This window comes from Pseudomonas sp. RA_35y_Pfl2_P32, from assembly GCF_963970735.1.
Lineage (GTDB): Bacteria > Pseudomonadota > Gammaproteobacteria > Pseudomonadales > Pseudomonadaceae > Aquipseudomonas.
In genome coordinates, this window is sequence record NZ_CAXAQF010000027.1 from 18,417 (window position 1) to 45,138 (window position 26,722).

At 61.4% G+C, this 26,722-nt stretch carries 28 protein-coding genes and 2 pseudogenes; 21 read left to right on the plus strand and 9 right to left on the minus strand.

The genetic code is table 11. The features are described from left to right. Positions 1–177: 177 nt before the first annotated feature. Both AACY45_RS23605 and AACY45_RS23610 read right to left on the minus strand, forming a co-directional pair. The gene (locus AACY45_RS23605; protein ID WP_339547660.1) at positions 178–1,224 is read right to left on the minus strand and encodes an SDR family oxidoreductase; all 1,047 of its coding nucleotides are present in this window, start codon (positions 1,222–1,224) and stop codon (positions 178–180) included. 3 nt (positions 1,225–1,227) lie between these two features. Beyond that, on the minus strand, positions 1,228–1,647 hold the full coding sequence (locus tag AACY45_RS23610; protein WP_339547661.1) for an ester cyclase: 420 nt from the start codon (positions 1,645–1,647) through the stop codon (positions 1,228–1,230). Positions 1,648–1,763: 116 nt separating this feature from the next. Here AACY45_RS23610 and AACY45_RS23615 point away from each other — a divergent pair, with 116 nt between their 5' ends. Continuing rightward, positions 1,764–2,690, plus strand: coding sequence for a LysR family transcriptional regulator (locus AACY45_RS23615; RefSeq protein ID WP_339547662.1), 927 nt, complete (start codon positions 1,764–1,766; stop codon positions 2,688–2,690). A gap of 16 nt (positions 2,691–2,706) precedes the next feature. On the opposite strand, the gene AACY45_RS23620 is transcribed toward AACY45_RS23615, so the two are convergent. Continuing rightward, positions 2,707–3,684, minus strand: coding sequence for a GlxA family transcriptional regulator (locus tag AACY45_RS23620; protein ID WP_339547663.1), 978 nt, complete (start codon positions 3,682–3,684; stop codon positions 2,707–2,709). Positions 3,685–3,779: 95 nt separating this feature from the next. On the opposite strand from AACY45_RS23620, the gene AACY45_RS23625 reads away from it, so the two are divergent. The 5 genes from AACY45_RS23625 (at position 3,780) to AACY45_RS23645 (ending at position 7,534) form a co-directional block, all read left to right on the plus strand. Next, positions 3,780–4,223 (plus strand): tautomerase family protein, encoded by a 444-nt coding sequence (locus tag AACY45_RS23625; RefSeq protein ID WP_339547664.1) that lies wholly within the window; start codon positions 3,780–3,782, stop codon positions 4,221–4,223. Between the two features lie 167 nt (positions 4,224–4,390). After that, positions 4,391–4,552 carry a hypothetical protein gene (locus AACY45_RS23630; protein WP_339547665.1) on the plus strand — a complete coding sequence of 54 codons (162 nt, stop codon included), beginning with the start codon at positions 4,391–4,393 and terminating at the stop codon, positions 4,550–4,552. Next, positions 4,549–5,901 (plus strand): D-serine ammonia-lyase, encoded by a 1,353-nt coding sequence (locus AACY45_RS23635; protein WP_339547666.1) that lies wholly within the window; start codon positions 4,549–4,551, stop codon positions 5,899–5,901. The genes AACY45_RS23630 and AACY45_RS23635 overlap by 4 nt, the downstream gene beginning before the upstream one ends. A gap of 53 nt (positions 5,902–5,954) precedes the next feature. Continuing rightward, positions 5,955–6,902, plus strand: coding sequence for a DNA-binding transcriptional regulator DsdC (gene dsdC, locus AACY45_RS23640; RefSeq protein WP_339547667.1), 948 nt, complete (start codon positions 5,955–5,957; stop codon positions 6,900–6,902). 134 nt (positions 6,903–7,036) lie between these two features. After that, positions 7,037–7,534 carry a signal peptidase II gene (locus AACY45_RS23645; protein WP_339547668.1) on the plus strand — a complete coding sequence of 166 codons (498 nt, stop codon included), beginning with the start codon at positions 7,037–7,039 and terminating at the stop codon, positions 7,532–7,534. 2 nt (positions 7,535–7,536) lie between these two features. On the opposite strand, the gene AACY45_RS23650 is transcribed toward AACY45_RS23645, so the two are convergent. From AACY45_RS23650 to soxR, 5 genes are all read right to left on the minus strand, one after another. Next, positions 7,537–8,013 (minus strand): hypothetical protein, encoded by a 477-nt coding sequence (locus AACY45_RS23650; RefSeq protein WP_339547669.1) that lies wholly within the window; start codon positions 8,011–8,013, stop codon positions 7,537–7,539. Positions 8,014–8,077: 64 nt separating this feature from the next. Further along, positions 8,078–8,368 (minus strand): hypothetical protein, encoded by a 291-nt coding sequence (locus AACY45_RS23655; protein WP_339547670.1) that lies wholly within the window; start codon positions 8,366–8,368, stop codon positions 8,078–8,080. Between the two features lie 48 nt (positions 8,369–8,416). After that, positions 8,417–9,694, minus strand: coding sequence for a flavohemoglobin expression-modulating QEGLA motif protein (locus AACY45_RS23660; RefSeq protein WP_339547672.1), 1,278 nt, complete (start codon positions 9,692–9,694; stop codon positions 8,417–8,419). A 390-nt stretch (positions 9,695–10,084) separates the two neighbouring features. Then, positions 10,085–12,193, minus strand: coding sequence for a TonB-dependent siderophore receptor (locus AACY45_RS23665; protein ID WP_445261217.1), 2,109 nt, complete (start codon positions 12,191–12,193; stop codon positions 10,085–10,087). 208 nt (positions 12,194–12,401) lie between these two features. Then, positions 12,402–12,866 (minus strand): redox-sensitive transcriptional activator SoxR, encoded by a 465-nt coding sequence (gene soxR, locus AACY45_RS23670; RefSeq protein ID WP_339547675.1) that lies wholly within the window; start codon positions 12,864–12,866, stop codon positions 12,402–12,404. Positions 12,867–12,974: 108 nt separating this feature from the next. Between soxR and AACY45_RS23675 the strand changes: the two genes are divergently transcribed. Continuing rightward, positions 12,975–14,432 carry an MFS transporter gene (locus AACY45_RS23675; protein WP_339547676.1) on the plus strand — a complete coding sequence of 486 codons (1,458 nt, stop codon included), beginning with the start codon at positions 12,975–12,977 and terminating at the stop codon, positions 14,430–14,432. A 101-nt stretch (positions 14,433–14,533) separates the two neighbouring features. After that, positions 14,534–14,968: a GFA family protein gene (locus AACY45_RS23680; protein ID WP_339547677.1), complete on the plus strand. Its 435-nt coding sequence runs from the start codon at positions 14,534–14,536 to the stop codon at positions 14,966–14,968. Here the strand turns inward: AACY45_RS23680 and AACY45_RS23685 are convergent. Beyond that, positions 14,924–15,418: pseudogene (locus AACY45_RS23685) on the minus strand (AAA family ATPase); the annotation flags it as partial. The gene AACY45_RS23680 and the pseudogene AACY45_RS23685 sit on opposite strands and share 45 nt — an antisense overlap. Positions 15,419–15,445: 27 nt before the next feature. Between AACY45_RS23685 and AACY45_RS23690 the strand changes: the two are divergent. The 13 genes and pseudogenes from AACY45_RS23690 to AACY45_RS23750 all read left to right on the plus strand — a co-directional run bounded on the left by AACY45_RS23690 (position 15,446) and on the right by AACY45_RS23750 (position 26,506). Beyond that, complete coding sequence (locus AACY45_RS23690) at positions 15,446–16,183, plus strand: hypothetical protein (protein ID WP_339547678.1); 738 nt, start codon at positions 15,446–15,448, stop codon at positions 16,181–16,183. Next, positions 16,180–16,605, plus strand: a complete 426-nt coding sequence (locus AACY45_RS23695; protein ID WP_339547679.1) for a hypothetical protein — start codon at positions 16,180–16,182, stop codon at positions 16,603–16,605. Before AACY45_RS23690 ends, AACY45_RS23695 begins: the two co-directional genes overlap by 4 nt. Before the next feature lie 58 nt (positions 16,606–16,663). Beyond that, positions 16,664–16,780 (plus strand): annotated as a pseudogene (locus AACY45_RS23700) (AsnC family transcriptional regulator); the annotation flags it as partial. A 143-nt stretch (positions 16,781–16,923) separates the two neighbouring features. Then, complete coding sequence (locus AACY45_RS23705; RefSeq protein ID WP_339547680.1) at positions 16,924–17,358, plus strand: hypothetical protein; 435 nt, start codon at positions 16,924–16,926, stop codon at positions 17,356–17,358. Continuing rightward, positions 17,355–18,815 (plus strand): ATPase domain-containing protein, encoded by a 1,461-nt coding sequence (locus AACY45_RS23710; protein ID WP_339547681.1) that lies wholly within the window; start codon positions 17,355–17,357, stop codon positions 18,813–18,815. Before AACY45_RS23705 ends, AACY45_RS23710 begins: the two co-directional genes overlap by 4 nt. Positions 18,816–18,825: 10 nt before the next feature. Then, complete coding sequence (locus AACY45_RS23715; RefSeq protein ID WP_339547682.1) at positions 18,826–19,887, plus strand: sensor histidine kinase; 1,062 nt, start codon at positions 18,826–18,828, stop codon at positions 19,885–19,887. A gap of 321 nt (positions 19,888–20,208) precedes the next feature. After that, positions 20,209–20,886, plus strand: a complete 678-nt coding sequence (locus AACY45_RS23720; RefSeq protein ID WP_339547683.1) for a thermostable hemolysin — start codon at positions 20,209–20,211, stop codon at positions 20,884–20,886. Then, positions 20,876–22,357: an AMP-binding protein gene (locus tag AACY45_RS23725; protein ID WP_339547684.1), complete on the plus strand. Its 1,482-nt coding sequence runs from the start codon at positions 20,876–20,878 to the stop codon at positions 22,355–22,357. Before AACY45_RS23720 ends, AACY45_RS23725 begins: the two co-directional genes overlap by 11 nt. After that, on the plus strand, positions 22,354–23,028 hold the full coding sequence (locus tag AACY45_RS23730; protein ID WP_339547685.1) for a TenA family transcriptional regulator: 675 nt from the start codon (positions 22,354–22,356) through the stop codon (positions 23,026–23,028). Before AACY45_RS23725 ends, AACY45_RS23730 begins: the two co-directional genes overlap by 4 nt. Next, on the plus strand, positions 23,015–23,824 hold the full coding sequence (locus AACY45_RS23735) for an SDR family oxidoreductase (RefSeq protein ID WP_339547686.1): 810 nt from the start codon (positions 23,015–23,017) through the stop codon (positions 23,822–23,824). The genes AACY45_RS23730 and AACY45_RS23735 overlap by 14 nt, the downstream gene beginning before the upstream one ends. Further along, the gene (locus tag AACY45_RS23740; RefSeq protein ID WP_339547687.1) at positions 23,821–24,465 is read left to right on the plus strand and encodes a tetratricopeptide repeat protein; all 645 of its coding nucleotides are present in this window, start codon (positions 23,821–23,823) and stop codon (positions 24,463–24,465) included. The genes AACY45_RS23735 and AACY45_RS23740 overlap by 4 nt, the downstream gene beginning before the upstream one ends. A 14-nt stretch (positions 24,466–24,479) precedes the next feature. Continuing rightward, on the plus strand, positions 24,480–25,142 hold the full coding sequence (locus AACY45_RS23745) for a response regulator (protein WP_339547688.1): 663 nt from the start codon (positions 24,480–24,482) through the stop codon (positions 25,140–25,142). Then, a complete protein-coding gene (locus AACY45_RS23750) occupies positions 25,139–26,506 on the plus strand; it encodes a sensor histidine kinase (protein ID WP_339547689.1) in 1,368 nt (455 codons plus the stop codon). Before AACY45_RS23745 ends, AACY45_RS23750 begins: the two co-directional genes overlap by 4 nt. Positions 26,507–26,722: the final 216 nt, after the last annotated feature.

Below are 26,722 nucleotides of genomic sequence, written 5' to 3' on the forward strand. Positions count from 1 at the left end.
TCACTATGTGCTTACGTCCTTGTTCGGGTGTGTGGCGAATATACAGGAAGTTCCGTATTGGCAATTGAAGGTATGGCTCGCGTGCCAGCGTCAAATCGCAGAATGATTCACGAGACTATCGGCTTTGGGGCTCGATAGTCATTTCGCTGCGCTGACTATTTTTTCAACCAGGTCGGATCAGCGACTTGTGTTCGAGGTACGCGCGCTGTGGTTTTCAAACCAGCCGTGATCGCGATACCACGCCACGGTGTCGGCAATTGTTTGCTCCAGCGCTCGGAAACTGAGACCCAGTTCTTGTTCACTCTTGCGGTGATTGAACATGGTGCGGTGCTCCTCTCGGATCATCAGGCGTAACGTGGCCATGCTTAACAGAATGGGCTTGCCGGTAAGGCGCGCATACATCTCCTGGACAGCAGCCAAGGTGTACAGAAAGGGCAGCGGCAGTTTTCGAGAGGGTGTCTTGACGCCCGCTATTCGACCTAAAGTAGGCACCAACTGCCGCATCGTCATGTCACGGCCCGCCGCTAGATAGCGCTCACCTCGGCGCCCATGTTTGGCGGCAGCGATCAGCGCAGCGGCCACATCACGGGCATCCACAATGGAGAAACTGCCAGGAGTCAACCCGGGCAGCTTGCCTTTCACGACATCATTTACCAATTGTCCCGAGGACGTCGGGCCTATGTCGCAAGGCCCCCACATCCAACCGGGCAAGACCATACAGGCGTGCATCTCGGGATAGGTTTGCAGGAACGACAGGACGACACGGTCAGCGAGGATCTTGCTGCGGTAGTAGTCATCCGCGTCGGCGTCGGCCCGTAGACAGGTCTCGTCGATGGAAGAGCCTGGTGCGCCGTCGAGTACGGCAATGGACGATGTATGGATGAACCGTCTAATACCAGCACGATAGGCCTGCTCCATCAGGTCTCGCGTGCCGGCGACATTGGTCTTTTCCAGTTCCTTCCAGTGGCTGCCGCCCTTGTAGTTATCGCGAAAGAACGCCGCGGTATGAAACACCGTATCGCAGCCTTGCAGCGAAGCGGCGAATGCCTCGACGTTGGCCATATCCCCAACGACCAATTCCACACCCGGCAGATTGTTGAATTGTTGTTCACCTTTGGCTCTTGAGCGGACCAGGGCTTTGACGGCGTAGCCACGCGCGACCAATTCCCGCACAAGGTTGTTGCCCAGCAAGCCAGTTGCGCCAGTAACGAATGTGCTGTGCATCCCTCAACCCTCACCTTGTACGGCTAACGGCATCAACTGCGCACTGTCGAAGAAGACCTCTTCGCGTACAGCCAACCCGTTTTCGAACGTGAAGTGTGCGGCATAGTGCACGGTGATAGGCTGGCCATGGGGTGGAATCACCCGGCCTGACAGCACCAGCGGGGCGGCGAAGGTGCCGGTCAATAAGGCCGTCAGCGCCAAGTGATCGTCCGTGACCATGAATGGGGTGAGCGTCACTCGAGCGTCAGGCAGTGCGTAGAAAAGTGCGGTCTCTCGTTTGCGCATGGATTCGCGACCGATTTGAATCCCCCTGCTATCGAGGTAGAGGAAGTCTTCGCCCACCAATGCAAGCATTGCCTCGACATCGCGGCGATTGAAGGCTCTAGCGGCAAGGTCCGCATAGTCGTTGGGGCCAGTTGTCATACAGTCCATTCCCGTTGTTTCGAAGGCCTGTAGATATACCGTTGAGATCGCGCCTGAAAAACAACCACTGCTGCATAATGGATTTGCACATTTGCAAACCAAGGAAGATAGAGCGCATGGCGGTGCAAGCAAATTGGGACGATCTTCGGCTGTTGTTGGCAGTCTCGCGACGTGGCAGCTTTCTTCAAGCGGGCCAGTTGCTGGGGATTGCGGCGTCTACGGTGTCTCGTCGCCTGACCCAACTGGAGGCGGCTCTGGGCGAGCCGCTCGTCGAGCGTGGCGTCGAGGGTTGCTGGTTGACCTCGCGGGGGTTGTCGCTCGTGGACGTTGCCCTTGCTGCGGAGGCGGGCTTGAGGCGTCCAGCCGAAGCGGACATGTCCGGATCGCACACGGCGCTATCGGGCAGCGTTCTGGTCAGTGCAGGAGAGGGATTCTCTACTTGCGTGCTGGAAGCCGCGCGTCGTTTCACCACGGCCCATCCGCTTTGCTCGGTGGAGTTGTTGGTCACAGCCGACTTTCACAAGATCGTCCGCGGCGTGGCAGACATTGCTGTGCGCACCGCACATCTGGGCGAGCCTTCGCTGATTTATCGACCCATAGGCAAGCTTGCCTATGGTGTCTTTGCTGATGCAGGGTACCTGAAGCGCTTTCCTGAAGTGACCCCGGCCACAGCAGTCAATGTTGCCTTGCTCCCTCCGCTGGACCTGTTGCCGCAAATGCGTGCAGCAAAGGCGGCGGGCCTGGAGCGTGCGCAGATCAGCGTGAATTCGTTCGCCGTGCAACTCGATTCGGTCAGAAAAGGTTTGGGGGTAGCCGTACTGCCTCGAATTCTGGCGAAAGGCCTGATCGAGTTGTTTGCGCAGATCCAGCTTCCAGATATGGATGTCTATTTGGTGACCCGGCCTCAGGCATTAAAACAGCCCCAGATCAAATGCTTCTTCGCCATCTTGGAGCAAGTACTGCTCGAAGCCCTGTGCGTTGAGAATGTCGAAGACCCTCTGTTGGACGCGGGCCCTGAAACAAGGGCGGTTGGCTGCCTGTGAAGTCGTCGAGCGGGTGCTACAGGCGTCGCGTTGACTGGCGCAGTTGTTTGGGCGAGGTGTTCAACAGGCGGCGCATAAGCCGCCGTAGGGCCGTGGCATCCTGGTACCCCACCTGCTCGGCGATAGATTCAACGGAGTATCGGCTGGTTTCCAGCAGCACGCGGGCCCTGTTCAGTTGCACGCGCTGGATCAGATGCTGGGTTGACAGGCCGGTTGCCTTTCGAAGATGTCGGGAGAGCGTTCGCTCGGACATACCGACGTGCGCTGCAAGATGGGGGACACTGGGCGGACAGGGCAGCCGTGCTTCTATGTAGGCGGTGAGATTGGCCACCAGCGTATTGCCTTGGGCCATGATCGCGGGGTTGATGAACGGCGACTGCAACTGTCGGCCATCGAGTAGCAGGATCTTGCCCACATGATCGGCGAGTTCGGGTGACAGGCGCCTGCGCAGCAGATGCAGCATCAGGTCGGTCTGCGCGAAGGCTGCACCAGCGGTTGTCAAGGGCGGGTCGCAGAGAACCATGACATTTGGATCGACCAGGCAGTCAGGCGCGATGCTCGACAACACAGGGGCGAGCCACCAGGTGGTCGTCACCTGTCGGCCATCGAGTAATCCAGCGGCATGCAGAAGAAAAACCGCTGAGCATGAGGCTGCAATCTCCTTGCCTTGGGCTGCATGGGCCCTCAGCGCTGGAAGCGTCTGAAGTACCCAGTCTTCCTCAAGACGGTTGAGCAGCGCGTCGACATCGCTGATACCCAGGCCTGGAATAACCCAGCAGGAATTGTCTTCGACGTCTGTAGTCAGTTCCTCGACCTGCAATAGCATGCCTTGCCCAAGCGTAATCAGCCCTGGCTGTGGTCCACACACTCGCCAGCGTGGCACAGCAAAGCCATGGCGCAGAGCCAGTGTTGCCGCGGTGGAGAGGATGTCCAGCGTGGCCGCGACACTGGAGGTGAACGCCCCGGGAACGACCAGAATAGTGAAATCGTACATTGTCCGATTATGCCCGAAATAAGACGAATCGGTCACTTATCACAAATTCAAGGAACTGGCTCAATGGCACCTCCACTTAACAACGAGGTTTTGTCATGCCGAACATCCTGATCAAGGTGCCTACCGAAGCGTTCAATCAGACGCAGCGCCAACACCTGCTTCGACGCGTGAGCGAGGTGGCGATGGTGAATGAGCACATGGGCGATACCCCGCAGCAGCGTGCTTTGTGCTGGGTGCTCATTGAAGAAGTCCAGGCAACTGAATGGCTGTGTGGAGGCGTGGATGCTCATGCCCGGGTTGTCCCCTGCATTGTCATCGTCAAGGTGCCTGCCGGTGTCCTTGATGCGCCGATGCGCCAGCGCTACGTGGGTGAGTTGCACGGAGCAATCAAATCGAGCCTTGCACCGGATGATCAACGCCTATTGATGACCTCAATACACATTCAGGAAGTGGCTGATGGCACCTGGGGGGCGAACGGTGATATCTGGCAGTTGGCCGACTTCACCCGCGCGGCGGGATATGGACATCTCGCTCAGTAGGTCAATGGCAATCCCCCAAGGTGCAACCTGCCTGGCGCCATAGGTGACCCCACGTCATCCATCCATTGCACAACCATCCTTTGTAACTCCCTGAGTCCTGGTGCTTAATCCCCGCGGATCGCGGTCCGCGCGGCCTCATGCACTCACGACAACAACAAGGGGATGTCATGCACGAAGAGGCGGGTTTACTACTGATTTTGCAGGCGGCCATCGGCTTGATTGTATGGCTGGTGGTCAGGTTTCGTGTTCACTCCCTTCTGGCGCGGATGAGCGCCAGTTTTGTCGTCGGGGCGGGCGCGAGCCTGCCACTGTCTGGAGCAGCACCATGATTCACAACAAATCCCTGGCTGACTGGTGTCAGAGCCATCCGTTGATTGGCCCGTTGACCCGCGTCGAGCCGGTCACCTGGTTTAACCCGGCCCTGGCGCCGACCGCGCAGGCCTTGAGTGATGTGCCCCTGGGCCTGGCCGACGTGGAAGACGCCAGTGTGCGGCTGGAGCGGTTTGCCAGCTACATTCAGTCGGCGTTCCCCGAGACCCGGGCGAGCGCGGGCATCATCGAGTCGCCGCTGATCGCGCTGCCACGCCTGCAGGCGACCCTCTGTGCCGAGGAACAGCTGCCGGTGCAGGGTACGCTGTGGTTGAAGGCCGATAACCTGCTGCCGATTTCCGGTTCGATCAAGGCCCGGGGCGGGATTTATGAGGTGCTCAAGCACGCCGAGGACCTGGCGCTGGCTGGCGGCCTGATTCAGCCGGGCGATTGCTACAGCGCCCTGGACAGTGAGGCCGCCCGGGCCTTTTTTGCCCAGTACAGCATCGCCGTGGGCTCCACCGGCAATCTCGGCCTGTCCATCGGCATCATGAGTGCGCGCCTGGGGTTCAAGGCCACCGTACACATGTCCGCCGATGCCCGGCAGTGGAAGAAAGACCGCCTGCGTGCCTGCGGGGTGACGGTGCTCGAGTATCAATCGGACTACAGCGTCGCCGTGGAGCAGGGCCGGCAGCAGGCCGAGAGCGACCCCACGTGCCATTTCGTTGACGACGAGAACTCGATCCATCTGTTCCTCGGTTATGCGGTGGCGGCGCGTCGCTTGCAGCACCAACTGGTGTCCGCGGGGATTAGGGTCGATGCGCAGCACCCGCTGTTTGTCTATCTGCCGTGTGGCGTTGGTGGCGGCCCTGGCGGCGTCGCCTTTGGCCTGAAGCAGATTTTCGGCGACGCGGTGCACTGCGTGTTCGCCGAGCCGACACACTCGCCCTGCATGTTGCTGGGGGTCTACACCGGGCTGCACGACGAGGTCAGCGTCTACGACTTTGGCATCGACAACCGCACGGCCGCCGACGGCCTGGCGGTGGGGCGACCGTCGGGGTTTGTCGGGCGCTCGATGCAACGCTTGCTCGATGGTTACTACACCCTCAGCGACGAGCAGATGTACCGCTTGCTGGCCCTGCTGCAGGCCGAGGAAGGCCTGAAGCTGGAGCCCTCGGCGCTGGCCGGATTGCCCGGGTTCCTGCGGGTGCTGCAAGAGCAACAGGGCTATCGCCAGCGCTTGGGCCTCGACGCACAGCGCATGGCCAACGCCACGCACCTGGTGTGGGGCACGGGCGGCAGCATGGTGCCGGAGCAAGAAATGGATGCGTACCTGGAGCAGGGACGTACACTGTTGGCCGGACACTAGCCATTGCACCCGGGGCCGCGCGGCCCCGGGTTTCTCGCCCGCGGAAAAACCCGATGCTGAACCTGCCACCTCGATTGAGCTCCCGGCTCAACAGTTCACAGTTCGCCAACCTGCACACCTTTCTGGTCGCCGCCCGGCACCTGAGCTTTGCCTTGGCCGCCGAAGAGCTGTGCGTCACGCCCAGTGCCGTCAGCCATCGCATCGCCCGCCTGGAGCAGGCCCTGGACCTGCGCCTGTTCGAGCGCCTGACCCGCCGCGTGCGCCTGACGGGGGAGGGCGAGCGCGTGTTCGCGATCCTCGAAGGGGTGATGGAGCAGTTGTCCGAAGCCCTGCAGCAACCGCCCCAGGCCGAGCTGTGCGGTTCGGTGGCGCTCTATGCCCGACCTTCGGCCGCGCAATGCTGGCTGGTGCCACGCCTGGCGGACTTTCATCAACGCTACCCGAACATTGCCCTGGACATCCGCGTCGGCAACGATGCCATCGATTTCCGTACCCAGAACGTCGACCTCGCGCTGCTGTACGCCAATGGCGAATTCCCCGGGCTGGCCAGTCATGCCTTGATGAGCGAAACCATCGCGCCAGTCTGCAGCCCGCAGTATGCCGAGCGCCACGGCCTGCTTGAGACGCCACTCAACCTGCGCCACTGCACGCTGTTGCACGATGCCCTGGCCTGGGACAACGCGCTGTACGATGCCGAGTGGCAACTCTGGGCCCGGCAACAGGGCCTGCTCGACGTCTTGCCGCAACGCGGGCTGACCTTCGATCGCTCTGACCTGTGTGTGACGGCGGCCATCCACCACGCAGGGATCGCCATCGGCCGCCAGCGCCTGGTGCAGAGCCGTATCGACCAGGGTGAACTGATCCTGCCGTTCGGTGGTTTTTCCCAGCCGGGGCGTTACGACTATTTTCTCGTCCACCCGCATCGTGATCCCATGCCCCCACGGGTGCAGGTGCTGATCGACTGGCTCAAGGGAAAAGCCGGTGCAGGTGTCGCGGAGTGAGCCGTCTGAGGCGCGGGTCGCGCCAGGCTGCCCGTGGATGGACGGCATCCGTCAGCTGCGCTATCTTGCCGCCGCTGCCAAAACGGCGGTGCGTGCCTGCTGTCCAGGCATGAGAGTGAGCCCAAGGATTGTTCATGGAACGAGTCACAACGAGTCGCTGGTTTGCGGGACTGATTGGCCTGGTGTTCATCGCATTCGACCAGTGGATCAAGGTGCTGGCGCTGCAGTCGCTGTCGGCGCAGAGCTTCAAGTTCGGCGGCAGTTTCGCCTGGTTGGATATCGCCCTGAGCCTCAATCCGGGTGCCTTCCTGAGCCTGGGGGCCGGGATGGCACCGGCGATCAAACAACTGATTTTCATCGTCGGCGTGGGTGCCGTGGTGTGCTGGGCCATCGGCTGGGCCTTGTCGCGCTGGACCCGCTCGCCAGGCAAGGCGCTGGCGGTCTACTGCATGGCGCTGGGTGGGGCGTCGAACCTGATCGACCGGGTATGGCGTGACGGGCACGTGGTGGATTACCTGGTGCTCAACCTGGGGTCGCTGCACACCGGGGTGTTCAACCTGGCCGATATCGCCATCATGGCCGGGGCCGCGGTCCTGCTGCTGGCTGAGTGGCGCAAACCGCGCCAGGCCTGAGGCTAGTCACAGGTCATGCTGACGGCCTTCGCCGCGCGCTGCAGTTCCTGTTTCACGTCCACCGTAATGCGCTGCTCCAGGCGGCGCTGTTCGAGAAAGGCCTGTTCGCCCCGGGTGTCCACCTGCGCATCGATCGCCGCCGCTTCGGCCTCGATGGCGGCGGCATGGGCGGCGATCACTGCATTCACCTCGGCCTCGTTGCTGGCGGCGTCGAGCGCCTTGATCAGCGCCGCCACCTTGGCTTCCTCCTCCTGGCTGTAGGCGTCCAGCGACAAGCCGGCCGCCAACGCCCGCGCACGAATCTGCACAGCCTTGAGCGCCTGCCTGGCTTCGGTGCACTGCACCTCGCGTTTGTGCTGGTTGACCGTCTGCCACTGAATCAGCACGTAACTCGTCGCGCCGATCAGCGCTACGGTGAGGCCAGCCATCAGCGGGCGCTTCATGGTTGCGCCCAGGCAGATGTAGGGAGAGGGATGCACCAATCCATCGTGTTAATCCATTCGCAGGAGTTCAAAGCGTAGCAGTTGAATCAAGCCATTTCGGTTACCGGGTCTTGCACTGGGCCAGCACCACTTTGCAGGTGCTTGGCGTGCCCCCGGATCGACCGGCGTAGCGTTGGCAACTGGCCAGGGATTTTTGCTGCGCCACGCCCAAGGTCGAGCCCCAGGCCAGGCCGCCTTCCCCGGCAGTGGGCAGCGCCTTGGCATAGCAGTTGGAGCCCTGGCTGGCGCTCGCGTAGGGGGGCCGGTTGGGTTTGCTGCTGCATCCGGCCGTCAGCAGCAATTGCAGGGCGAGCAGGCAGGTCGCCCATTTCCCCACTGTTGTTACGTTCATCTTGTATCCCCTGAATGGACGTGGGTTGCCGCCGAACGGGTCCATTGTTCACATGGCGCTGGCATCGGTTTCGTGTTCGTCGGCGAAGGCCATCAGCACCTGCAGATCCAGCACTTCGAGCTTGATCCGCGAGATAAAGGCCGAAAACGCCAGGTTGGCCGCCAATCGCCGCAGATCGGCGGCCCAGGCGGGCAGGAATTTCGGTCCCTGGAGCCAGCCAGAGTCGAACAGCGGTGCCAGGCGTACGGTATCACCCAGGGTCAGGCGCCCGGCGAACAAATGGCCGACCAGGTCCGGGCGGTTATCGCGGATGGCGATGCGCAGCAGGGTATGCACGCCGAGCAATCCGGTCAGGTAGGCCGCGTCCTTGGTGAATGCACCGCCGCCCCGCAGGTCGGCGCCACGGAACACCCGCTGGGTCGAGCGGAACGACTCCTCTGGCGATTGGCCGGCCGCCAGGAACCCTTCGAACACCTGGATGAAATCGGCGCCATCCAGCGCCTGCTGGACCGCCAGCACCCGCAGGGCCAGGCGGCGCAAACGGTTGATGTCCATGCTGCCAGTGAACAGCTCGGCCAGGGTGGCAATGCCTTCCTGGGTCTGGGTGGTGCGTGGGGCGCCCAGGCCGAGGCTTTTCAGGTTGGCCTGGCGGGCACCGTTCTGAGCCGTGGCGACATGCACGAACGCCTCGTGTTGCAGCAACTGCTGTTTGTCCAGTTCCGAAAACAGCGCGCTGGCCCGCAGGCGGATGCGGCTTGCCCCGGCGATGGCCTTGGCGGCGAGGCAAGGGTCGAGCACGATGCTGATCTGGCCCGCGCCGAAAAAGCGGTCCAGCTCAGGTTGCATCCAGGCGGCGAAGGCCTGGGCCGGGATGTCGGCCTGGGTGGGGGGAATCCGCGTGCCGCCCAGCAGCGCGTCGGTGGTCTTGAGGAAGAAGTGGGCCGCGTCGAGCATGCTCAACTGCAGGTTCGTGTAATAGAAGTCCGGACGCCGGTACAGCGCCGAGGCGTAGCGGGTGAAGTCGGGCGTACCGATGGCCCCCAGCATGCGCCCGGCCGTGGCGTAGCTGCGGGCGGTCATGGCCAGGTAATTGCCGGCCGGATGACCCTCGTCACAGCGGCCGACAAAGCTTTCCAGGGCGGCAATCCCGGCGCCGTGCTCGCGCGGTTGTAACTCGACCCTGGGCAACGCCGCCTTGCCGGCGTGCCAATTGGCCAGGAACACCTCTTCGACCCCTGCCGGCCAGGACAGCGCCTCCAGCACACGAATCCTGCGGGCCAGGCCGGGCAGTGCGGCATCGAGTTCTGACAGCGCAGCCGCGTTCATGGCAGTCACCTGGGCAGTGTCGGGTGTTCCATAAAAGCGTAGCAGCTGCCGAGCCCGCGAGGCTGCGTCAACGGCCGCAGGACGTGCAAACCCGTAGCAGCTGCCGAGCGTGCGAGGCTGCGTTCGAGGACGAAGTCCTCGCCGGGGGGAGGGACGGTTTTACAGTCCTGGAACCAGGCGGGCATTTTGCGCTGCTTGGCGGTTCTGATGCGTAGCGCGGGAATAGCTGTCAATGCAGCTCTGGCTCCGAGTTGCCACGGCGTCGCCGTTGCGCGCCAGGTCTACTCGTTGCGAGACCAGAGCCATGTGTCCGTCCTTGGGAAGCACCGTTAATCAGTGCGCTATTCAAACATGAATCAGCAACCGTGCGCGTCCCTGCGCTCAAGCAACCTAGAAGCTGTACTTGGCGGTCAACATCATGTTGCGCGGAGTGCCGTAGGTGTCGCCACCGTAGCGGGTGGAGTTGGAGATGGACGAGTAGTACTCGCGGTCGAAGATGTTGTTGGCGTTGAGTTGCAGGTCCAGGTTCTGGTTGACCCGGTAGCCAGCCATCAGGTCGGTAATGGCGTAGGCACCCTGTTCGAGACGGTAGGTGCTGCCATCGTCCAGTGCGACGTCGTTGTACATGCGGCTCTGCCAGGAGATGTTGCCACCGACCCGCAGTTTTTCCAGCGGGCCCTGGAAGCGGTAGCTGGTGGTCAGCTTGAACAGGTGCTCCGGGGTGTCGGTGTCAAAACGCTGGTTCTCCTTCTGCGGATTGGCCGCATCCTTGAGGGTGTGCAGGCGTGCATAGGTGTAGCCACCTCCCACCTGCCAGTTCTCGGTCAGTGCCCCTTGCAGTTCGAAGTCGATGCCCTGGCTGCGAATCTCGCCGGAGGCCTCGGAGCAGGTTGCCTGCGGGCAGTTGGGCACGTACACCTGCACGGCGCGGTTTTCCTGGTCGATGCGGAACACCGCCAGGCTCGCATTCAGCGCGCCGTCGAAGTATTCACCCTTGATGCCGACCTCGTAGTTCTTGCCGACGATGGGCTTGACCGGAGTACCGGAAGTGTCCTTGGCGCTCTGGGGGGTGAAGATGTCGCTGTAGCTGACGTAGACCGAGTGATGGTCGTCCAGGTCGTAGATCAGGCCGGCGTAGCGGGTGACGTTGCGGGTGACCTTGTAGTCGCCGTCGCCATCGCGGTTGTCGTAGTCGTACCAGTCCAGGCGTCCGCCGAGGATCAGTTTCAGCGGGTCGGCCAGGCTCAGGCGGGTGGTCATGTACAGACCGTCCTGGGTGGTCACTTCGCGGCTGTTGTCGGTGTGCACGAAGTCCGGTTTACCGGCGTTGATCGGCCAGTTGGTGTCGTACGGGGAGTAGTTGTGGGTGGTCATGTCGTAGATGCGCTTGCTGGCGCCCACCACCAATTCATGGCTGCGTCCGAGGGCTTGGAACGGACCACTGACAAAGGCGTCCACGCCGGCCTGGTTTTCATCATGGGCCGATTGGTAGACGGTACGGGCCAGGGTGTTGTTGACCCAGCGCGACTGGTAGGACCCGGTGAACAGCGCATTCTGTTCGGAGTAGTTGGCGTTGAGCTGCAGCTTCCAGTCATTGGCCAACTGCTGGCGGACTTCGGCGAACAGGGTGTTGATCTCCTGATCCTTGTTCTCCCAGTCAGTCCCGGGGTTGTAGGAGCGCGGCAGGTCCAGATGATGACCATCCAGGCCGATCATCGAAGAGCCCCAGAAGTAGTTGGTCTTGTCCTTCTGGTTGGAGAATCCGAGGGTCAGGGTGGTGTCTTCGCCCAGGTCCGCTTCGGTGACGGCGTAGAACAGGCCGTGCTGTTCATCGACATCGTCGACGAAGCTGTTGCTGTCGCGGTAGGACGTTACGACCCGGCCGCGCAGGGTGCCGCTGTCGTTGAGGGGGCTGGAGGCATCGACTTCGCCGCGGTAGTTGTCCCAGGTGCCGGCGGCGCCGGTGAGGGTGACTTTCTGCTCGGCCAGTGGCCGCTTGCGCACCATGTTGATGGCGGCAGAAGGGTTGCCGGCACCGGTCACCAGGCCGGTGGCGCCGCGTACCACCTCGACCCGATCGAACATCGCCAGGTTCGGCTGGGCGCCGACGATCCAACCTTGATAGCCGCTCGGGATGCCGTCATACATCAGGTTGTCGACGTCAAAGCCGCGCGCCGAGTAGGACTGCCGGCCGGGGCCGCTGGAATAATCGAGGAACAACCCAGGGGTAGCATTGACCACATCGTTGATGCTGGTCATGGCCTGGTCGTCCATGCGCTGGCGGGTAATGACGGTCACGGCCTGGGGCGTTTCACGCATGGTCAGCGGCAGCTTGGTCGCCGTGGACATGGCGCCGGTGGTGTAGGAACTCGTGCCTTCGGTCGTGCTGCCCAGATGGGTGCTGGTGACTTCGGTAGCGCCCAGTTCCAGGGTGCTCGGCCTGGAGGTTTGCTGTACAGCGCTGCTGTCGTCGGCAAAGGCGGGCGCCAGGGTAGCCATGCAGATGGACATGGCCAGAAGATTTCGGGGCGCATTCAAATTACGCGGCGGGGTAACGCGCGGCATAGGTGAGTTCCTGGTTGTTAATGATATAGATATGGCTATTGAGAATCATTAACAAACATTCTGTCAGGTATTCTCTCGGCGAAAAAGCCTGTCATGAAAAAAATCTATAGGAGATACACAAGGGTGGGGCAGCTCGCCTTACTCAATCCTTGGCTGGAGTGTCCTTTTCGAGCAGAACCGCGCCGCTGCCCAGTTGACCCAGGCGATCGCTTGGATTGCGCAGCGGGCAGTCATCCATCGACAGGCACCCGCAGCCGATACAGCCGTCGAGTTGATCGCGCAGTTGGGTGAGGCTGTGGATCCGCTCGCTGAGCATGTCCCGCCAGATCGTCGACAGGTGTTTCCAGTCCTGCGCCGTCAAGCCGCGGCCGGCCGGCAATTGGTCCAGTGTCGCCTTGATGGTCGCAAGAGGGATGCCCGCGCGCTGGGCGATCTTGATGATGGCGACCCGGCGCAGCACTTCGCGCGCATAACGCCGCTGGTTGCCGGCACTGCGCTCGGCGTGGATCAAGCCCTTGGCCTCATAGAAGTGCACGGTGGCAACCGTCACTCCGCAGCGACGGGACACTTCCCCCACCGAAAGAGGCACGCGAACATCGATCGACATGGCAGCTTGCTCTTGACCTCATCTATGGATGAGGTTTTATAAGGAGGTCGGCTTGCCGTTGCAAGCACCCATTCGCGGTGGCGTGTGGGATCACTGACTGGAGCTGACATGGATAAGTCTGACGGACTCGCTGACGATCATTTGCAATCTGCGCCTCAGGCAGGCACCGGCTGGGCCGACCTGCTGTCGGGGACCAATGGCGTGCGCGCGCTCGCCCTCGCCGGTGGCGTGGTGCTCCATGCGATCAATGTTTACATCGCGACCACCATCCTGCCCTCGGTGGTCAAGGACATCGGCGGCCTCGACTATTACGCCTGGAACACCACGCTCTTCGTCGCGGCGTCGATCCTCGGTTCGGCGCTGTCGGTGCGCTGGCTGACGGGCATGGGGCCACGGGGCGCGTACATGGCCGCGACACTGGTATTTGCCGGCGGTGCGCTGATCTGCGCATTCGCCCCCTCAATGGCCGTCATGCTCACGGGCCGGCTTATCCAGGGGCTGGGCGGCGGGTTGTTGTTCGCACTGTCCTACGCGATGATCCGGCTGGTTTTCGCTCAAGCCTTGTGGCCGCGGGCGATGGCGCTGGTCTCCGGCATGTGGGGGGTGGCCACCCTGGTCGGTCCCGCCGTGGGGGGCATCTTTGCGCAACTGGGGGTATGGCGGGCGGCGTTCTGGTCGCTGATCCCGGTCGCCGTGCTGTTCGCCCTGCTGGCGACACGCGTACTGCCCAAACGCAGCGCGGACAAACCGCAGCGCGTGCCATTGCCGTTGGCCCAACTGGTGCTGCTGACGGCGGCGGTGCTCTGCGTGTCGGCCGGCAGCGTGGCGTCGATGCTGGTCTGGAACATCCTGGGCCTTGGCGCGGCCGCGATCCTCACAGCCCTGTTGATCCGGACCGAAAGCCGCGCCCGCCAGCGACTGCTTCCGGCCGGTGCATTTTCCATCACCTCGGCGCTCGGAGTGCTCTATGCAACGATGTCGCTGCTCGCGGTCGCGGTCACCAGTGGCGAGATCTTCGTGCCGCTGTTCCTCCAGGTCCTCCATCAGCAGTCCCCGCTGATTGCCGGTTACCTCGCGGCACTCATGGCGGCGGGCTGGACACTGGGATCGATTGGCAGTTCAGGCGCCAGCGGTCGGGCGGTGGGCCGGGTAATCCTCGCCGGTCCACTGCTCGGATTTGCCGGTATGGCGGCCCTGGCCGTTCTGCTGCGTAGCCAAAGCAGCGGCGAGTGGCAGGCACTCCTGCCGATCTGCCTGGCGCTGGTTGTCATCGGCTTGGGCGTCGGCCTGGCCTGGCCCCATCTGCTGACCCGGGTCTTTCAGGTGGCGCCGGCGGGAGAGCAAGACCTGGCATCGGCATCCATCACCACCGTGCAGTTGTTCGCCACGGCACTCGGTGCGGCGCTGGCGGGAATGGTGGCGAATCTCGCCGGCCTGACGGATCCCGGAGGCGTCGCCGGCACCGCGAATGCCGCAAGCTGGCTGTTTGGCGTGTTCGCCCTCGCGCCGCTGCTGGGCATGGTCACGGCCCGGCGGGTGGTGCGGGGGATTGGTGCGAACCCGTAGCGTAGGTGCAGGCCACCACGTTCGCGACCGGTGTTTTTTCTGGTCCTCGCCCCGTCCAGCCTGTAGAAATGCCGATCTATCGTTGTTCAAAGGAGCTATCCATGACATCCGGGCAATGCCTGTGCGGGGCCGTACGTTTTACCTTGGAGGTTGAACCGCGCTATTTCTATCGCTGCCATTGCACCCTGTGCCGCAAGCAAACCGGGGTCGGCCATAACCTCGCCACGCTGGTCAAGGCGGGTGATTTCCGCTGGGTCGCGGGGCAGGAACTGATCAGCAGCTGGCAAAAACCCAGCGGCTACAGGAATGACTTTTGCTCATCATGCGGTTCCACGGTGCCGAATCCTCTGCGCCAGACCCCGTACTTCTGGATCCCCCTGGGGCTGCTGGACGTCGAGCTGAGCATGGTGTGCATCGGCGATTTTTGCACCGATGACGCCATGCCCTGGGATCAACACCGCTCGCCGAACAGTCACCGCGCGGCCCCGGAATCACTCGGGTTTATCCTGCAGGCACTGCAGCTCGGCGCTGATTGATTCTGGCATTGCCGGCAAGCTGTGGAGAACGTCGCGGATCTGCCGGGAGCCGCGCAAGTGCAGGGTAGTGATGTGCGGGCCGATGGCCTGGCGCGCCGCCTCGATGCCTGGACGGTAACCACGGTCGAAATTCCACACGAAGTGCAGAAAGGTCAGGAACGCCCGGTCGATCTTTTCGCTGCAGCCTGCCGGAAGGTCGGGGCGAGGACGGTTCATGACGCTGCGCCGGATGACTCGGGTGAAGCAGGTGAGTCGCGGCGTATCGAGCCAGATGATCAGGTCGGCACCGGGCAGGCGCAGGTCGAAGGTGCGCCGCGCGTAGTTGCCTTCACAGACCCAGGCCTTTGGCGCGACTGCTGCGCTGACCCGGGCACGGAACTGCTCGGCGTCGGGCTCAACCCAGCCGGGCTCCCAGAACAGCCTGTTCAAATGCACCACCGGCAGGCCAAGGCACCACACCCCCAGCCAAGGAAGAAAATGAACAACAGCACGGTGCGCTTTGCACCTTGGGTCGGCCCCCACTACGAGCGAGGATTTGGCGGGTTACGCATGCTCCTGGTGTGCGAGTCTCACTATGGCGCCAAACAGCATGAGCGCCCAACCGTCACCCCCGAGATCGTCAAGGCGCTTGCGCTAGGCCAGAGGCATCCCAAAGCCACCGGTAAACTTCGGCGCCATCCCCATTTCACGAAAATAATGACGGCAGTGCGCAACGTCCGGCAGGTCTTCACCTACGCCCAAAAAACGGAGTTCTGGAGCAGTGTTGCCTATTACAACTTCCTGCAGGAGTTCCTGCCCGACAGTCGCGTTCCGCCTGCGCAAGGCGCTTGGCAGCGGGGTGAGCGAGCATTCGGCGAAGTCTTGACGGTGTTGGCACCGGATCTGATCGTTTGCTTGAGCATGCGTAGCGGTAAATTGATTCGCTCCCTGGCCGGTGATGTGCCGGTGGCCGTGGTCAACCATCCCTCTTCGCGGTTCACCTATTCCAAAGTCAATCCCGTTATCGCTGAGCAAATAGACAAAGCCTTGCTGCGCAAGCCGCAAGGACCCGCGTTCGTTGCCAGTGCCGCCTTTGACCGCTGGTGCGAGGCCACCGCTTCGGCCTTGCCCACCCCCGGCCCCCATCTTGCGGCGCAGGACAAAACTGCACTCATTGCGCAGCGCCGGGAAGCAATGGCTGCGCTTGATCAATCTTCAATGGCCTGGACCCAATGACAACCAACATCGCTCAACATACGCAAGCAGAAAAGAAACACAGGGCCATCAAGCGACTTGCGGAGATATTTCGCGATCATTGGGAAGAGGGCAGGGTTGGCAGCACCCGGATTTTTGAGCACGTCATTCCTGATGAGTGGCTGATATGCGCAAGGTCATCCAGCGGCGGCAGATACAGAGAACACATTGTGCCCTGCGTCCTGATCCGCAACCAAAGCATAAAGATGTATCAAGACGGCAAGTTGGTCGAAGACGTGGCAAAGATGATTGAGCGGCATCTGGCGATTGTTCTGGTCTCGGAAGAAGAAAAAAACCGGATGGATAAACAGCGTGGCTGGAAAACCACAATGCCCGACGGTTGGGTGTTCGGGTCCGGAGATCCATTTGCGCGGCTGATCGCCGCTGGAATCGAGTTTTCCTGATAAAACCCCTGCAACACGCCAAGACCTGGACAAATTCGACCGGGCGATCGTCCAGGATTACCAGGTCCTGGCACGGCAACTGTTTGCGCAGAACAGCAACGTCACCTGGTTCAAGACCATTGTCGCGCTGGATCGGGTGAAGGTGGGGTTGGCGGTGCCGAGTGGGGCCGGCTGAGGCGTGCTGCCCCCACTGCCCTCAGAGTCGTCTGGCTCTTTTTCCTGAATGACTGCCCCGTTTGAAATGCGCCAGCCAATAGAGCGTCCATCCCCTGCGATAGGGTGTACCATCGGACTCTGTCCATCAGATATCAGTCAGCCATGTCCACGCTAAGCGAAGAGAGCCGCCAGATCGTAGCGTCTCTGGCGCAGCGAGTTGGTCCCAACGCTGACAGTGAAAGAGTCGCCCAGGCGATTGTTTCAACCTTGCAAGAGATGGACGCTGCCCTCACGCCTATCATCGGCCATCAAGGGGTTACCGCACTCTATCGCCGCAGCCTCCAGCTGTGTGGCTCTACCCATCCACGTGTGGCCGGTACCTACGACAGTGTGCAGGCCAACATGGACCTCACGGCCCTCACATCCAAACTCGTTGCGCAAAGCGACAGTGATGCGCTGTTCCTCGGTGAAGTGTTGCTGACCACCTTTTACGAGTTACTGACCACGCTAATCGGGCCTTCGCTCACCGCACGTTTGCTTCGTGGCGTGTGGGAACCTTCTTTGAGCGACACCCCTTCGCAGGAAAATTCGCCATGAGCACCAAAGTGACTATCAACCGACTGGCCACCGGCGTGCCAGGACTGGACGAGGTGCTAGGCGGTGGATTGCCGGAGTTTTCGTTCAACCTGATTGCCGGCCCGCCTGGCTGCGGTAAAACCACCCTCGCTCATCAGATGATGTTTGCCCTGGCGACGCCTGAACGCCCGGCGCTGTTTTTTACCGTACTGGGTGAGCCGCCACTGAAGATGCTGCGTTACCAGCAGCAATTCGACTTTTTTGACAACGAAGCGATCAACCACTCGATTCGCTACATCAACCTGGCCGATGACACGCTGGCCGGTAATCTGGATGAAGTGCTGCGGCGCATTGTCAGCGAGGTCGAGGCGCATTCCCCGGCACTGGTGTTCGTCGATTCCTTCCGTTCCGTGGTACTGGCCAGCCAGACCCAGGACAACCCGAACAACAACCTGCCGCAGTTTGTTCAACAACTCGGCATGTTGATGACCACCTGGCAGGCGACGACCTTCCTGATCGGGGAGTACTTCACTGAAACCGACACTAACCCGATTTTCACCGTGGCCGACGGCTTGATCTGGTTGCGCCAAAGCGTTCAGCGCAACTCCATGGTGCGCAAGATGGAAATCATGAAGATGCGCGGCCAGCCGACATTACCGGGCCTGCATACCTTCCGCATCGCTACGTCGGGGATCAAGGTGTTTGCACCTGCCCCCTTCAACCCGGTTGAAGCGCCGCTGGAGTTGCCAATCAAGCGCCTGAAGGTCGGCGTGCCACAGCTCGACGAGATGCTCGGTGGCGGCTTGCCTCGAGGGTATTCCTTGCTGGTGGCCGGGCCTTCGGGGTCGGGCAAGAGCATTCTGGCTGCGACCTTCCTCGCTGAAGGAGCGCGCAATGGCGAGACAGGCGTCATCGCGGTGTTCGAGCAACGGCCCAATCACTCCCAGAACGCTACGCTCGCGGGTTTGATCCAGAGCGGACAGGTTGGCCTGGTGGACAGCCGCGCCCCAGACCTGTCCATCGACGAAATCGTGCAGTTGCTGTTAAGCGAGATCACCCGGCTCAAAGCCTCCCGCGTGGTGATCGACTCGCTTTCGGGCTTCGAACTGGCGCTGGCCCCCACCTTCCGCGAAGACTTCCGCGAGTCGCTGTCGCGCATGGTCACCGCACTGACCAGCGTCGGGGTCAGCGTGTTGCTGACCTCGGAGCTGGAAGACCGCTACACCGACCTGCGTTTCAGCCCCTATGGCACGGCGTTTCTAACCGACGCGATCATCGTCCAGCGCTACATTGAAGTGCAGAGCCGCTTGCTGCGCATTATGGCCGTGGTCAAGGTCCGAGCCAGCGCCCACTCCGATGAACTGCGCCTGTACAGCATCGACGATAAAGGCTTGCAGATCGGCGAGATGCTACCGGATCAGGAGGGCCTGCTCGGAGGCCGTCCGACCCGCCAGCATCTGAGCGAAGATGACGGATGAGCCAGACATCATGAGCCAGCCCCCTGGCAAGAATGAGCAGGCGGTGGCCACTGCCGCCCGCGAGTTGTTCCTGCTCGGCCAGAAAACCGTCGAGGCACGTGCGGTGCTGGCGGCGCTGAACAAGGAGCTGAGCGACGCCAGTACCCAGCGCGCCGACAGTCTGCAGATCGAACAACTGATCGAGGCCAATCAGCAACTGGTCCTGGCGATTCTGTTGGCGCAATCCGACGCGGAACACCCCCGGCGCTCTGTCGAAGATCAGCAGCGCTATCTGGAAATGCGCGAAGCCAACGAACAGTTGGTGCTGGCCGTCCTCAGTGCGCAACACCTACAGGCTTCGGCCGAACACAGCCTGGCGCAGCAACGCCACATCCTCACCACGGTGGCCCACGAACTGCGTAACCCGCTCACGCCGATCAGCATGATCGCCGGCCGACTGGTGCGTGTGACCAGTGAAGAGTTACCGCGCATGCAGGCGCTGATAGAGGGCCAGGTGCAGCACATGTCGCGTCTCGTGGACGATTTGCTCGACGTTTCCCGCGCCACCACCGGTAAATTGCGCCTCGATTGCAGCATCGTCGACATGGTGCAGATCATTCAGGACGCCGTCGTCGTGTGCAGTCCGGTAATGACCGCTCAGCATTTGCAATTCAAGGTCGAGTTGCCCGCGTGTGCGCTAACGGTGAACGGCGATCCGATTCGGCTCGCGCAAATACTCGGCAACTTACTGGGCAATGCGGTGAAGTACACGCGCGCAGGCGGCACGGTCACGCTTTCGCTCACCACCCAAGCCGATCAGCTGAAAATCAGCATTGTTGATACGGGCATCGGTATTTCCGCCAAGGCGTTGCCGTTTATCTTCGAGCCTTTTGTGCAGGACGTTCATGCTGTCGGTTTCAACGGCACAGGTCTGGGTATTGGGCTGACGGTGGTGCGTGAATTGGTCGAAGCCCACGCCGGCACCGTGACGGGTACGAGCGAGGGTAATGGCAAAGGGAGTGAGTTTATTGTGACATTGCCGTTGGTGGACGACCCGGCAACGTCCAGGGACAAGGCTCAGGGTGAAAATTAACACCCGGTTATCTCCCGCCCTCAAGAACTGTCCTTATGGATTCTTCACTCAGGCGTTTCGACCTCCCTATGAATGAATTCCCGTATATCGCGATCTACCTATGTCTGTGCGTGATATGGATTGCAGTAGTCATCGGCTTGATTTATTTGTTCAGTTTTTCAGCAGGTTGATCGGTCGGTTGTTTCCAGGTACCCAGGGGGCGATTCAAACGCCCCCCTTGCGAACTGAAGCCCCCTGCGAAGCGTCTGTTCAGCACCTTCAGATTTCGTTAAGAAACCTCTTCGATACTCCTCCCTAACTTATCCGGGAGGCGTGCCGCCAATGTCCGACTTTAACTGGAACATCCCTTTATCCCTGCGCCAGGGGCAAGCTGAGAATTCGCCCTTGACGCTGGCCAGAGCCTTGCCGGACGAGTCCCAGCGTCCTGCCTTCGAAGCCTATATCCAGCAACGATTTCGGACGATTCACGGTGCTGATATTCGCCATTTCATGCCGCAACTGTTCGGTATGAGTGCCCCCTCAGGCACGCTCTGTGCCGTGGCGGGGGTGCGGCTTGCCAGTGCCGAGCCGCTGTTTCTGGAGCGCTATCTGGACGAACCCATCGATCCGCTGATCAGCGCTGCCGCCGATCAACCGGTGGGCCGGGCTGCCATTGTCGAAGTCGGCAACCTGGCCGCGAGCGATGCCGGTAGCGCACGCTTGAGTATTGTCGCGATGACGTACCTGCTGGCCATGGGAGGTCTGGAGTGGGTGGCGTTCACCGGGAATGTTGGTCTGGTGAACAGTTTTCACCGACTGGGGCTCAAACCCCTGACGCTATGTGTTGCCGACCCGGCACGTCTGGGTGATGAGCGCCTCAGCTGGGGCAGTTACTACGAAAGCCAGCCGTGGGTTCACGTCGGCAACATCCGTGCCGGCTTCACCCACCTGCGCAACATTGGACTGTTCAATCGCCTCGGCTTGCCATCATCGATCGAGGGGGGCAGTCATGTCGCCTGAGACACTGCGATTGCAGCAGACACTGCGCAATTTTGCCGAGAGCCAGCCTCACACCATTGCCTTGTGGGGTGATGAACTGAAGCTGGACTACGCCATGCTCAGTGTTGAGGTGTCGTACCGTCAGCAGTGCCTGCGAGACCAGCACGTCAAGGTGGTCGCATTGGCATTGGACAACGGCATCGAAGCGGTGCTCTGGGACCTGGCCCTACTGTTCGAAGGGCTCACCTGCCTGACCCTGGCAGCTTTTTTCAGTCCGGCTCAACGCCGTCATTGCCTGGAGCAAAGCCAAGCCGAAATGGTCATTGGCGCAGCCGATCTGGGAGACGAACTCCGGGCAGCAGGCTACACCCAGACTGGCGAATTCTGGCGTCGTACGTTCTGCGCGCCAAACCGGTTACCTGAAGGTACGGCCAAACTGACGTTCACCTCGGGCACCACGGGCACACCCAAGGGCGTGTGTCTGAGCGCCGAGAGCCTGTTGAGCGTTGCCCGTGAACTGGAACGGGCCAGTAAACCGTGTAAGCCGCTGCATCATCTGGCCCTGTTGCCACTGGCGATCCTGCTGGAAAACATCGGTTGCTACGCCGCGCTGTATGCCGGTGCAACGCTGAGCGTGCCGAGCCAGAAAACCCTGGGTATGCAAGGCGCCAGTGGCGTTGATGTGCCGGCGTTGCTCGGTTGCCTGGCGACTCGCGCGCCTCAGAGCCTGATCCTGGTGCCGCAATTACTGCTGTTGCTGACAAGCACAGCGGAGCAGAAAGTCTTCAATCCCCGATCGCTACGATTTGCCGCCGTCGGCGGGGCGCGAGTGTCCCTGGCGTTGCTGGAGCGTGCACAGCGGGCCGGTCTGCCGATCTACGAAGGCTACGGCTTGTCGGAGTGTGCGTCGGTGGTTTGCCTGAACCGGCCCGAGGCCAATCGCCCCGGTAGCGTGGGGCGCCCGCTGCCGCATGTACAGGTTCGCCTGGCCGAAGATGGTGAAGTGCTGATCCGCGGCTCGGTGCTGCTCAGTTACCTGGGGGAGGCTGCACATACCCAGCAATGGTGGGCCAGTGGCGATCTCGGCGAGTTCGACGCCGAGGGTTTTCTCTACCTCAAGGGGCGCAAGAAGCACCAGTTCATCACCAGCTTCGGGCGCAATGTGAACCCCGAGTGGGTTGAGGCCGAACTGACCCAACGGCGTGACATTGCCCAGGCGTTCGTGCATGGCGAGGCCATGCCGCACAACCACGCCTTGCTCTGGCCCCACCGTCCCGAGTGCACGGATGACGAGTTAGCTGTCGCCGTGTCCGAAGCCAACATGGCCTTGCCCGACTACGCCCAGGTGCACCGCTGGACCCGCTTGAATCAACCTTTTACCCCCGCCAACGGTTTGCTGACCGCCAATGGCCGCCCGCGTCGCGATGCCATCGTCGAGCGTTACCGGGCGCACCTGTCTGAGTCGGTCAATTTTGAGGAATCTGCATCATGAGTTTTTTCGACACCCTGCAACACGCCACCGAGCGGGAACGTCAGGAACTGTTCACGCTGCCAATCATCCGCGACGCGCTCGCAGGTGAGGTCAGCCTGGAAAGTTATCGTGCATTCCTGGCGCAGGCCTACTACCACGTGCGCCATACCGTCCCCTTGATGATGGCCTGTGGTGCGCGCTTGCCGCAGCGCCTGGAATGGCTGCGCAAAGCGGTGTGTGAATACATCGAGGAAGAGTACGGTCACGAACAATGGGTGCTCAACGACATCGCTGCCTGTGGGGGCGATCAGGATGCTGTGCGCGACGGTCGTCCGTGCATGTCGATCGAACTGATGGTCAGCTTTCTCTACGACCTGATTGCCCGAGACAATCCGGTCGGGCTGTTTGGCATGGTCAATGTCCTCGAAGGCACCAGCATTGCCCTGGCGACCCATGCCGCTGGCAGCATTCGTCAGCGCCTGGACCTGCCGCAAAGCGCTTTCAGCTACCTCAGCTCTCACGGTTCATTGGACATCGAGCATATGCAGACCTACCGCGGGCTGATGGATAACCTCCAGGACCCGCGCGACCAGGCTGCGGTTATCCATGCCTCCAAAGTGGTCTATCGGCTTTACACGGACATGTTCCGGGGTTTGCCGCGGGACGGGGAGGTTGAGCATGCGCCTGTCTGAGGCTCGCGTGGTCCTGACCGGGGCCAGTGGCGGTATCGGTCTGGCCATCGCGGCGCAGCTGTGCGCCAGTGGCGCGCAGGTGCTGGCAGTGGCTCGGCACCGGGAACCCCTGACATCGCTGCTTGAGCGTTATCCCCTGCAACTGGCCTGGATGACTGCCGACCTGACGTTTTTGGCCGACCGACGCAAAGTGCAGGCCGCCGCGCAAGAGATGGGCGGTGTCAACCTGCTGATCAACGCCGCCGGGGTCAACCACTTTGCCATGTTGGAGCAACTGGAGGACAGCGACATCAACGCGATGCTGGCGGTCAATATCAGCGCACCGATCTGCCTGACCAAACTGCTGCTCCCACTGCTCAAGCAGGCAACGAGTGCCATGGTGGTGAATGTCGGCTCCACCTATGGCTCCATTGGCTATCCCGGCTACACCAGTTACTGCGCAACCAAGTTTGCCGTGCGCGGTTTTTCCGAAGCGTTGCGCCGGGAACTGGCGGACACCCGGGTCGGCGTGTTGTACGTCGCTCCCCGGGCCACGCGCACCCGCATGAACAGCCCGGCTGCCCAGGCGTTGAACGATGCGCTCAAGGCGAACGTCGACGACCCGCAAACAGTCGCTGCGGCGGTGATCCACGCCATTGCCGGTGACCGACGCGACCTTTACCTGGGCTGGCCGGAGCGCTTTTTCGTGCGACTCAACAGCCTCTTGCCCAACCTCGTGGACCGTGGTCTGCGCAAGCAACTGCCATTGATCCGCCGCCTGAGTCAGAACACTGAAAACGAGAACCTCAAACCATGAAAAAACAACTCGCTTGCCTGTTGTTGGGTGCCCTGAGCCAAAGTGTCTGGGCCCTTGATGCTGCTGATCAGCAGCGTCTGAGCGGCATCCAGCAACGCTGGGCGCAGATCCAGTATCAAATGCCTGCCGACCAGCGCACCGCCGCTTTCGAACAACTGGCCGCTCAGGCCTCGGCCTTCACTCAGGAGCGCCAGGCGGTGGCCGAGGCCTGGATCTGGTCCGGGATCGTCAGCAGTAGCTGGGCCGGAGCCCAAGGTGGGCTGGGGGCGTTGAGCAAGGTCAAACAGGCCAAGGCCGATCTCGAGAAAGCCCTGGCTATTGATCCCCACGCCCTGCAGGGTTCGGCCTATACCAGTCTGGGCGCCCTGTACGATCGGGTGCCCGGCTGGCCGATCGGGTTTGGCGATGCCGACAAGGCTGAGGCGTTGCTCAAACAGGCCTTGCAACTGAACCCCAACGGTATCGATAGTCTGTACTTCTGGGGCGATCACCTCTACCGTCAGAAACGTTACGCCGAAGCCGGGGCAGCCCTGCAAAAAGCCCTGCAAGCGACGCCACGGCCGGGCCGAGAAACCGCTGACGCAGGGCGGCGCCAAGAGATCGAAGCTTTACTGCTGCAAGTGAATCAAAAACGTGGCTGACAGGGGGCTTGCGTGTGCGTTTATTACTGATCGAGGATGACTGGGCGCTGGGGGAGGGCATCTATCAAGCCCTGGGCCGCGAAGGGTATACCGTCGACTGGGTACGCGATGGCAGCAGCGCCCTGCATGCGCTACTCAGCGAAACCTTTGACCTGGCATTGCTGGACCTGGGGTTGCCGCGCATGGATGGTCTTGAAGTGCTACGGCGCCTTCGGGACAGTGGCTCCAACCTGCCGGTGCTGATTCTCACCGCCCGCGATGCCACCGAAGATCGAATCGCCGGGTTGGACGCCGGTGCCGATGACTATCTGATCAAACCCTTTGATCTGGCCGAGCTCAAAGCTCGCCTGCGTGCGTTGTTGCGGCGCAGCGCCGGGCGTGCCCAAGTCCTGATCGAACACGCCGGGATCAGCCTCAACCCACGTACCCAGCAAGTCAACTACCAGGGCGAGCCGGTCTCCCTCACGCCCAAGGAGTATCAGTTGCTTCACGAACTGCTGTCGCCGCCAGGGCGGGTGATGACCCGCGACCACTTAATGCAGCTGCTCTATGGCTGGAGCGAAGAGGCGGAAAGCAACACCCTGGAGGTGCATATCCATCACCTGCGCAAGAAGTTCTCCAGCAATCTGATCCGTACCATACGCGGCGTCGGCTACCTGGTCGAAGAACGCCCATGACCTCGATTCGGCGCCGCACACTGACATTGATTCTCGGGCTGCTGTTTATCGGTCTGTTGATCATGACGGTGTTCAACCTGCACGACAGCAATCACGAAATCGATGAGGTTTATGACGCCCAACTGGCCCAGAACGCTCGTCTGTTGCAAGGCATCATGCGCATGCCGATGGCCAGCAAAGAACACGCCGAGCTTTATCAGGCGTTCAATCTGGCGTTGAGTCAGGCGGTGCCCAAGGTCGACGGCCATCCTTACGAAAGCAAGATCGCTTTCCAGGTCTGGAATATGCAGGGCACCTTGCTGGTGCACACCGCCAGTGCGCCGGCCTTCACTGCGGCACCGGACAAAACCGGTTTCAGTGACGTGGTCGACCTCAATGGCCGCAAATGGCGAGCGTTCCTGCTGGATGACCCCCAATACGCGCTGAAAATATGGGTGGGTGAGCGCGACGATGTGCGTGCCGACCTGGTGGATCGCATCGTTCGCCATACGGTGGTGCCCAACCTGCTCGGCAGTCTGGTGCTGGCGGTGGTGATCTGGCTGGCCATCGGCTGGGGGCTCAAGCCCCTGGAAAACATGGCGACGACGCTGCGTGCCAGGCATTCCGGCTCCCTTGAACCGCTGCAATTGGTGCCCCTGCCCACCGAACTGGAGCCGATGCAGGCCGCACTGAACCGGATGCTGGCGCAGATTCAGGAAGTGCTGGGTCGGGAGCGGCGGTTTATCGCCGATGCGGCCCATGAAATGCGTACGCCGTTGGCGGTTCTCAGGGTCCATGCACAGAACCTGATGGAATCGGGCTCCGATCAGGACCGCCGGGAGTCCCTTGAGCATTTGATCGCCGGTGTGGACCGGACCAGTCGGCTGGTTAATCAGTTGCTGACCATGGCACGGATAGAACCGCAATCGATGCTTTGCGCAACGCCCAGCATTGATCTGCAAGCGACGGTCCGCGAAGCGCTGGTGCAGTTGACACCCTGGTTGCTGAGCCGGGGGCTGGAACTGGCATTCGATGTCAGCGGCCCGCTGACACCGGTAAGGGCAGACCCCGCCGCGATCCATATTGCCCTGAACAACCTGGTGACCAATGCCGCAAACTTTTCCCCACCGCATGGAACGATCACGGTTCGACTGGCCAAAAAAGGGGAGCACTTCGAGCTGTCGGTCGAAGACGAGGGGCCAGGCATAGATGAAGCTGAGCGCGAACGGTTGTTCGAACGCTTTTACAGTCATGGCAACGACCAAGGCGCCGGGTTGGGCCTGACGATCGTGCAGGCGATTGCCGTTCGCCTGGGAGGCAGTATCAAACTGGAAAATCGAGCCTCAGGAGGGCTACGGGCAATCCTGGAGATTTCCAGTCAGTGAAGTGGTCAATCTCATGGTGCGTGACATCGTTGGGTCGATTGTTGATGGTCGCCAAGGGCTGCCGTTGGCTCATGGCCTGAGCCAGGTACCGACCTGCCGCTCAGGTTTTTGTTGAGGCTCTGTTTTTCCACCCGAATGACACTCCTAAGCATAGGTATTCATTAGTTATTTTTATTTATATGCTTGACGCCTCAGGGTTAAAAAACGTTTAATTGC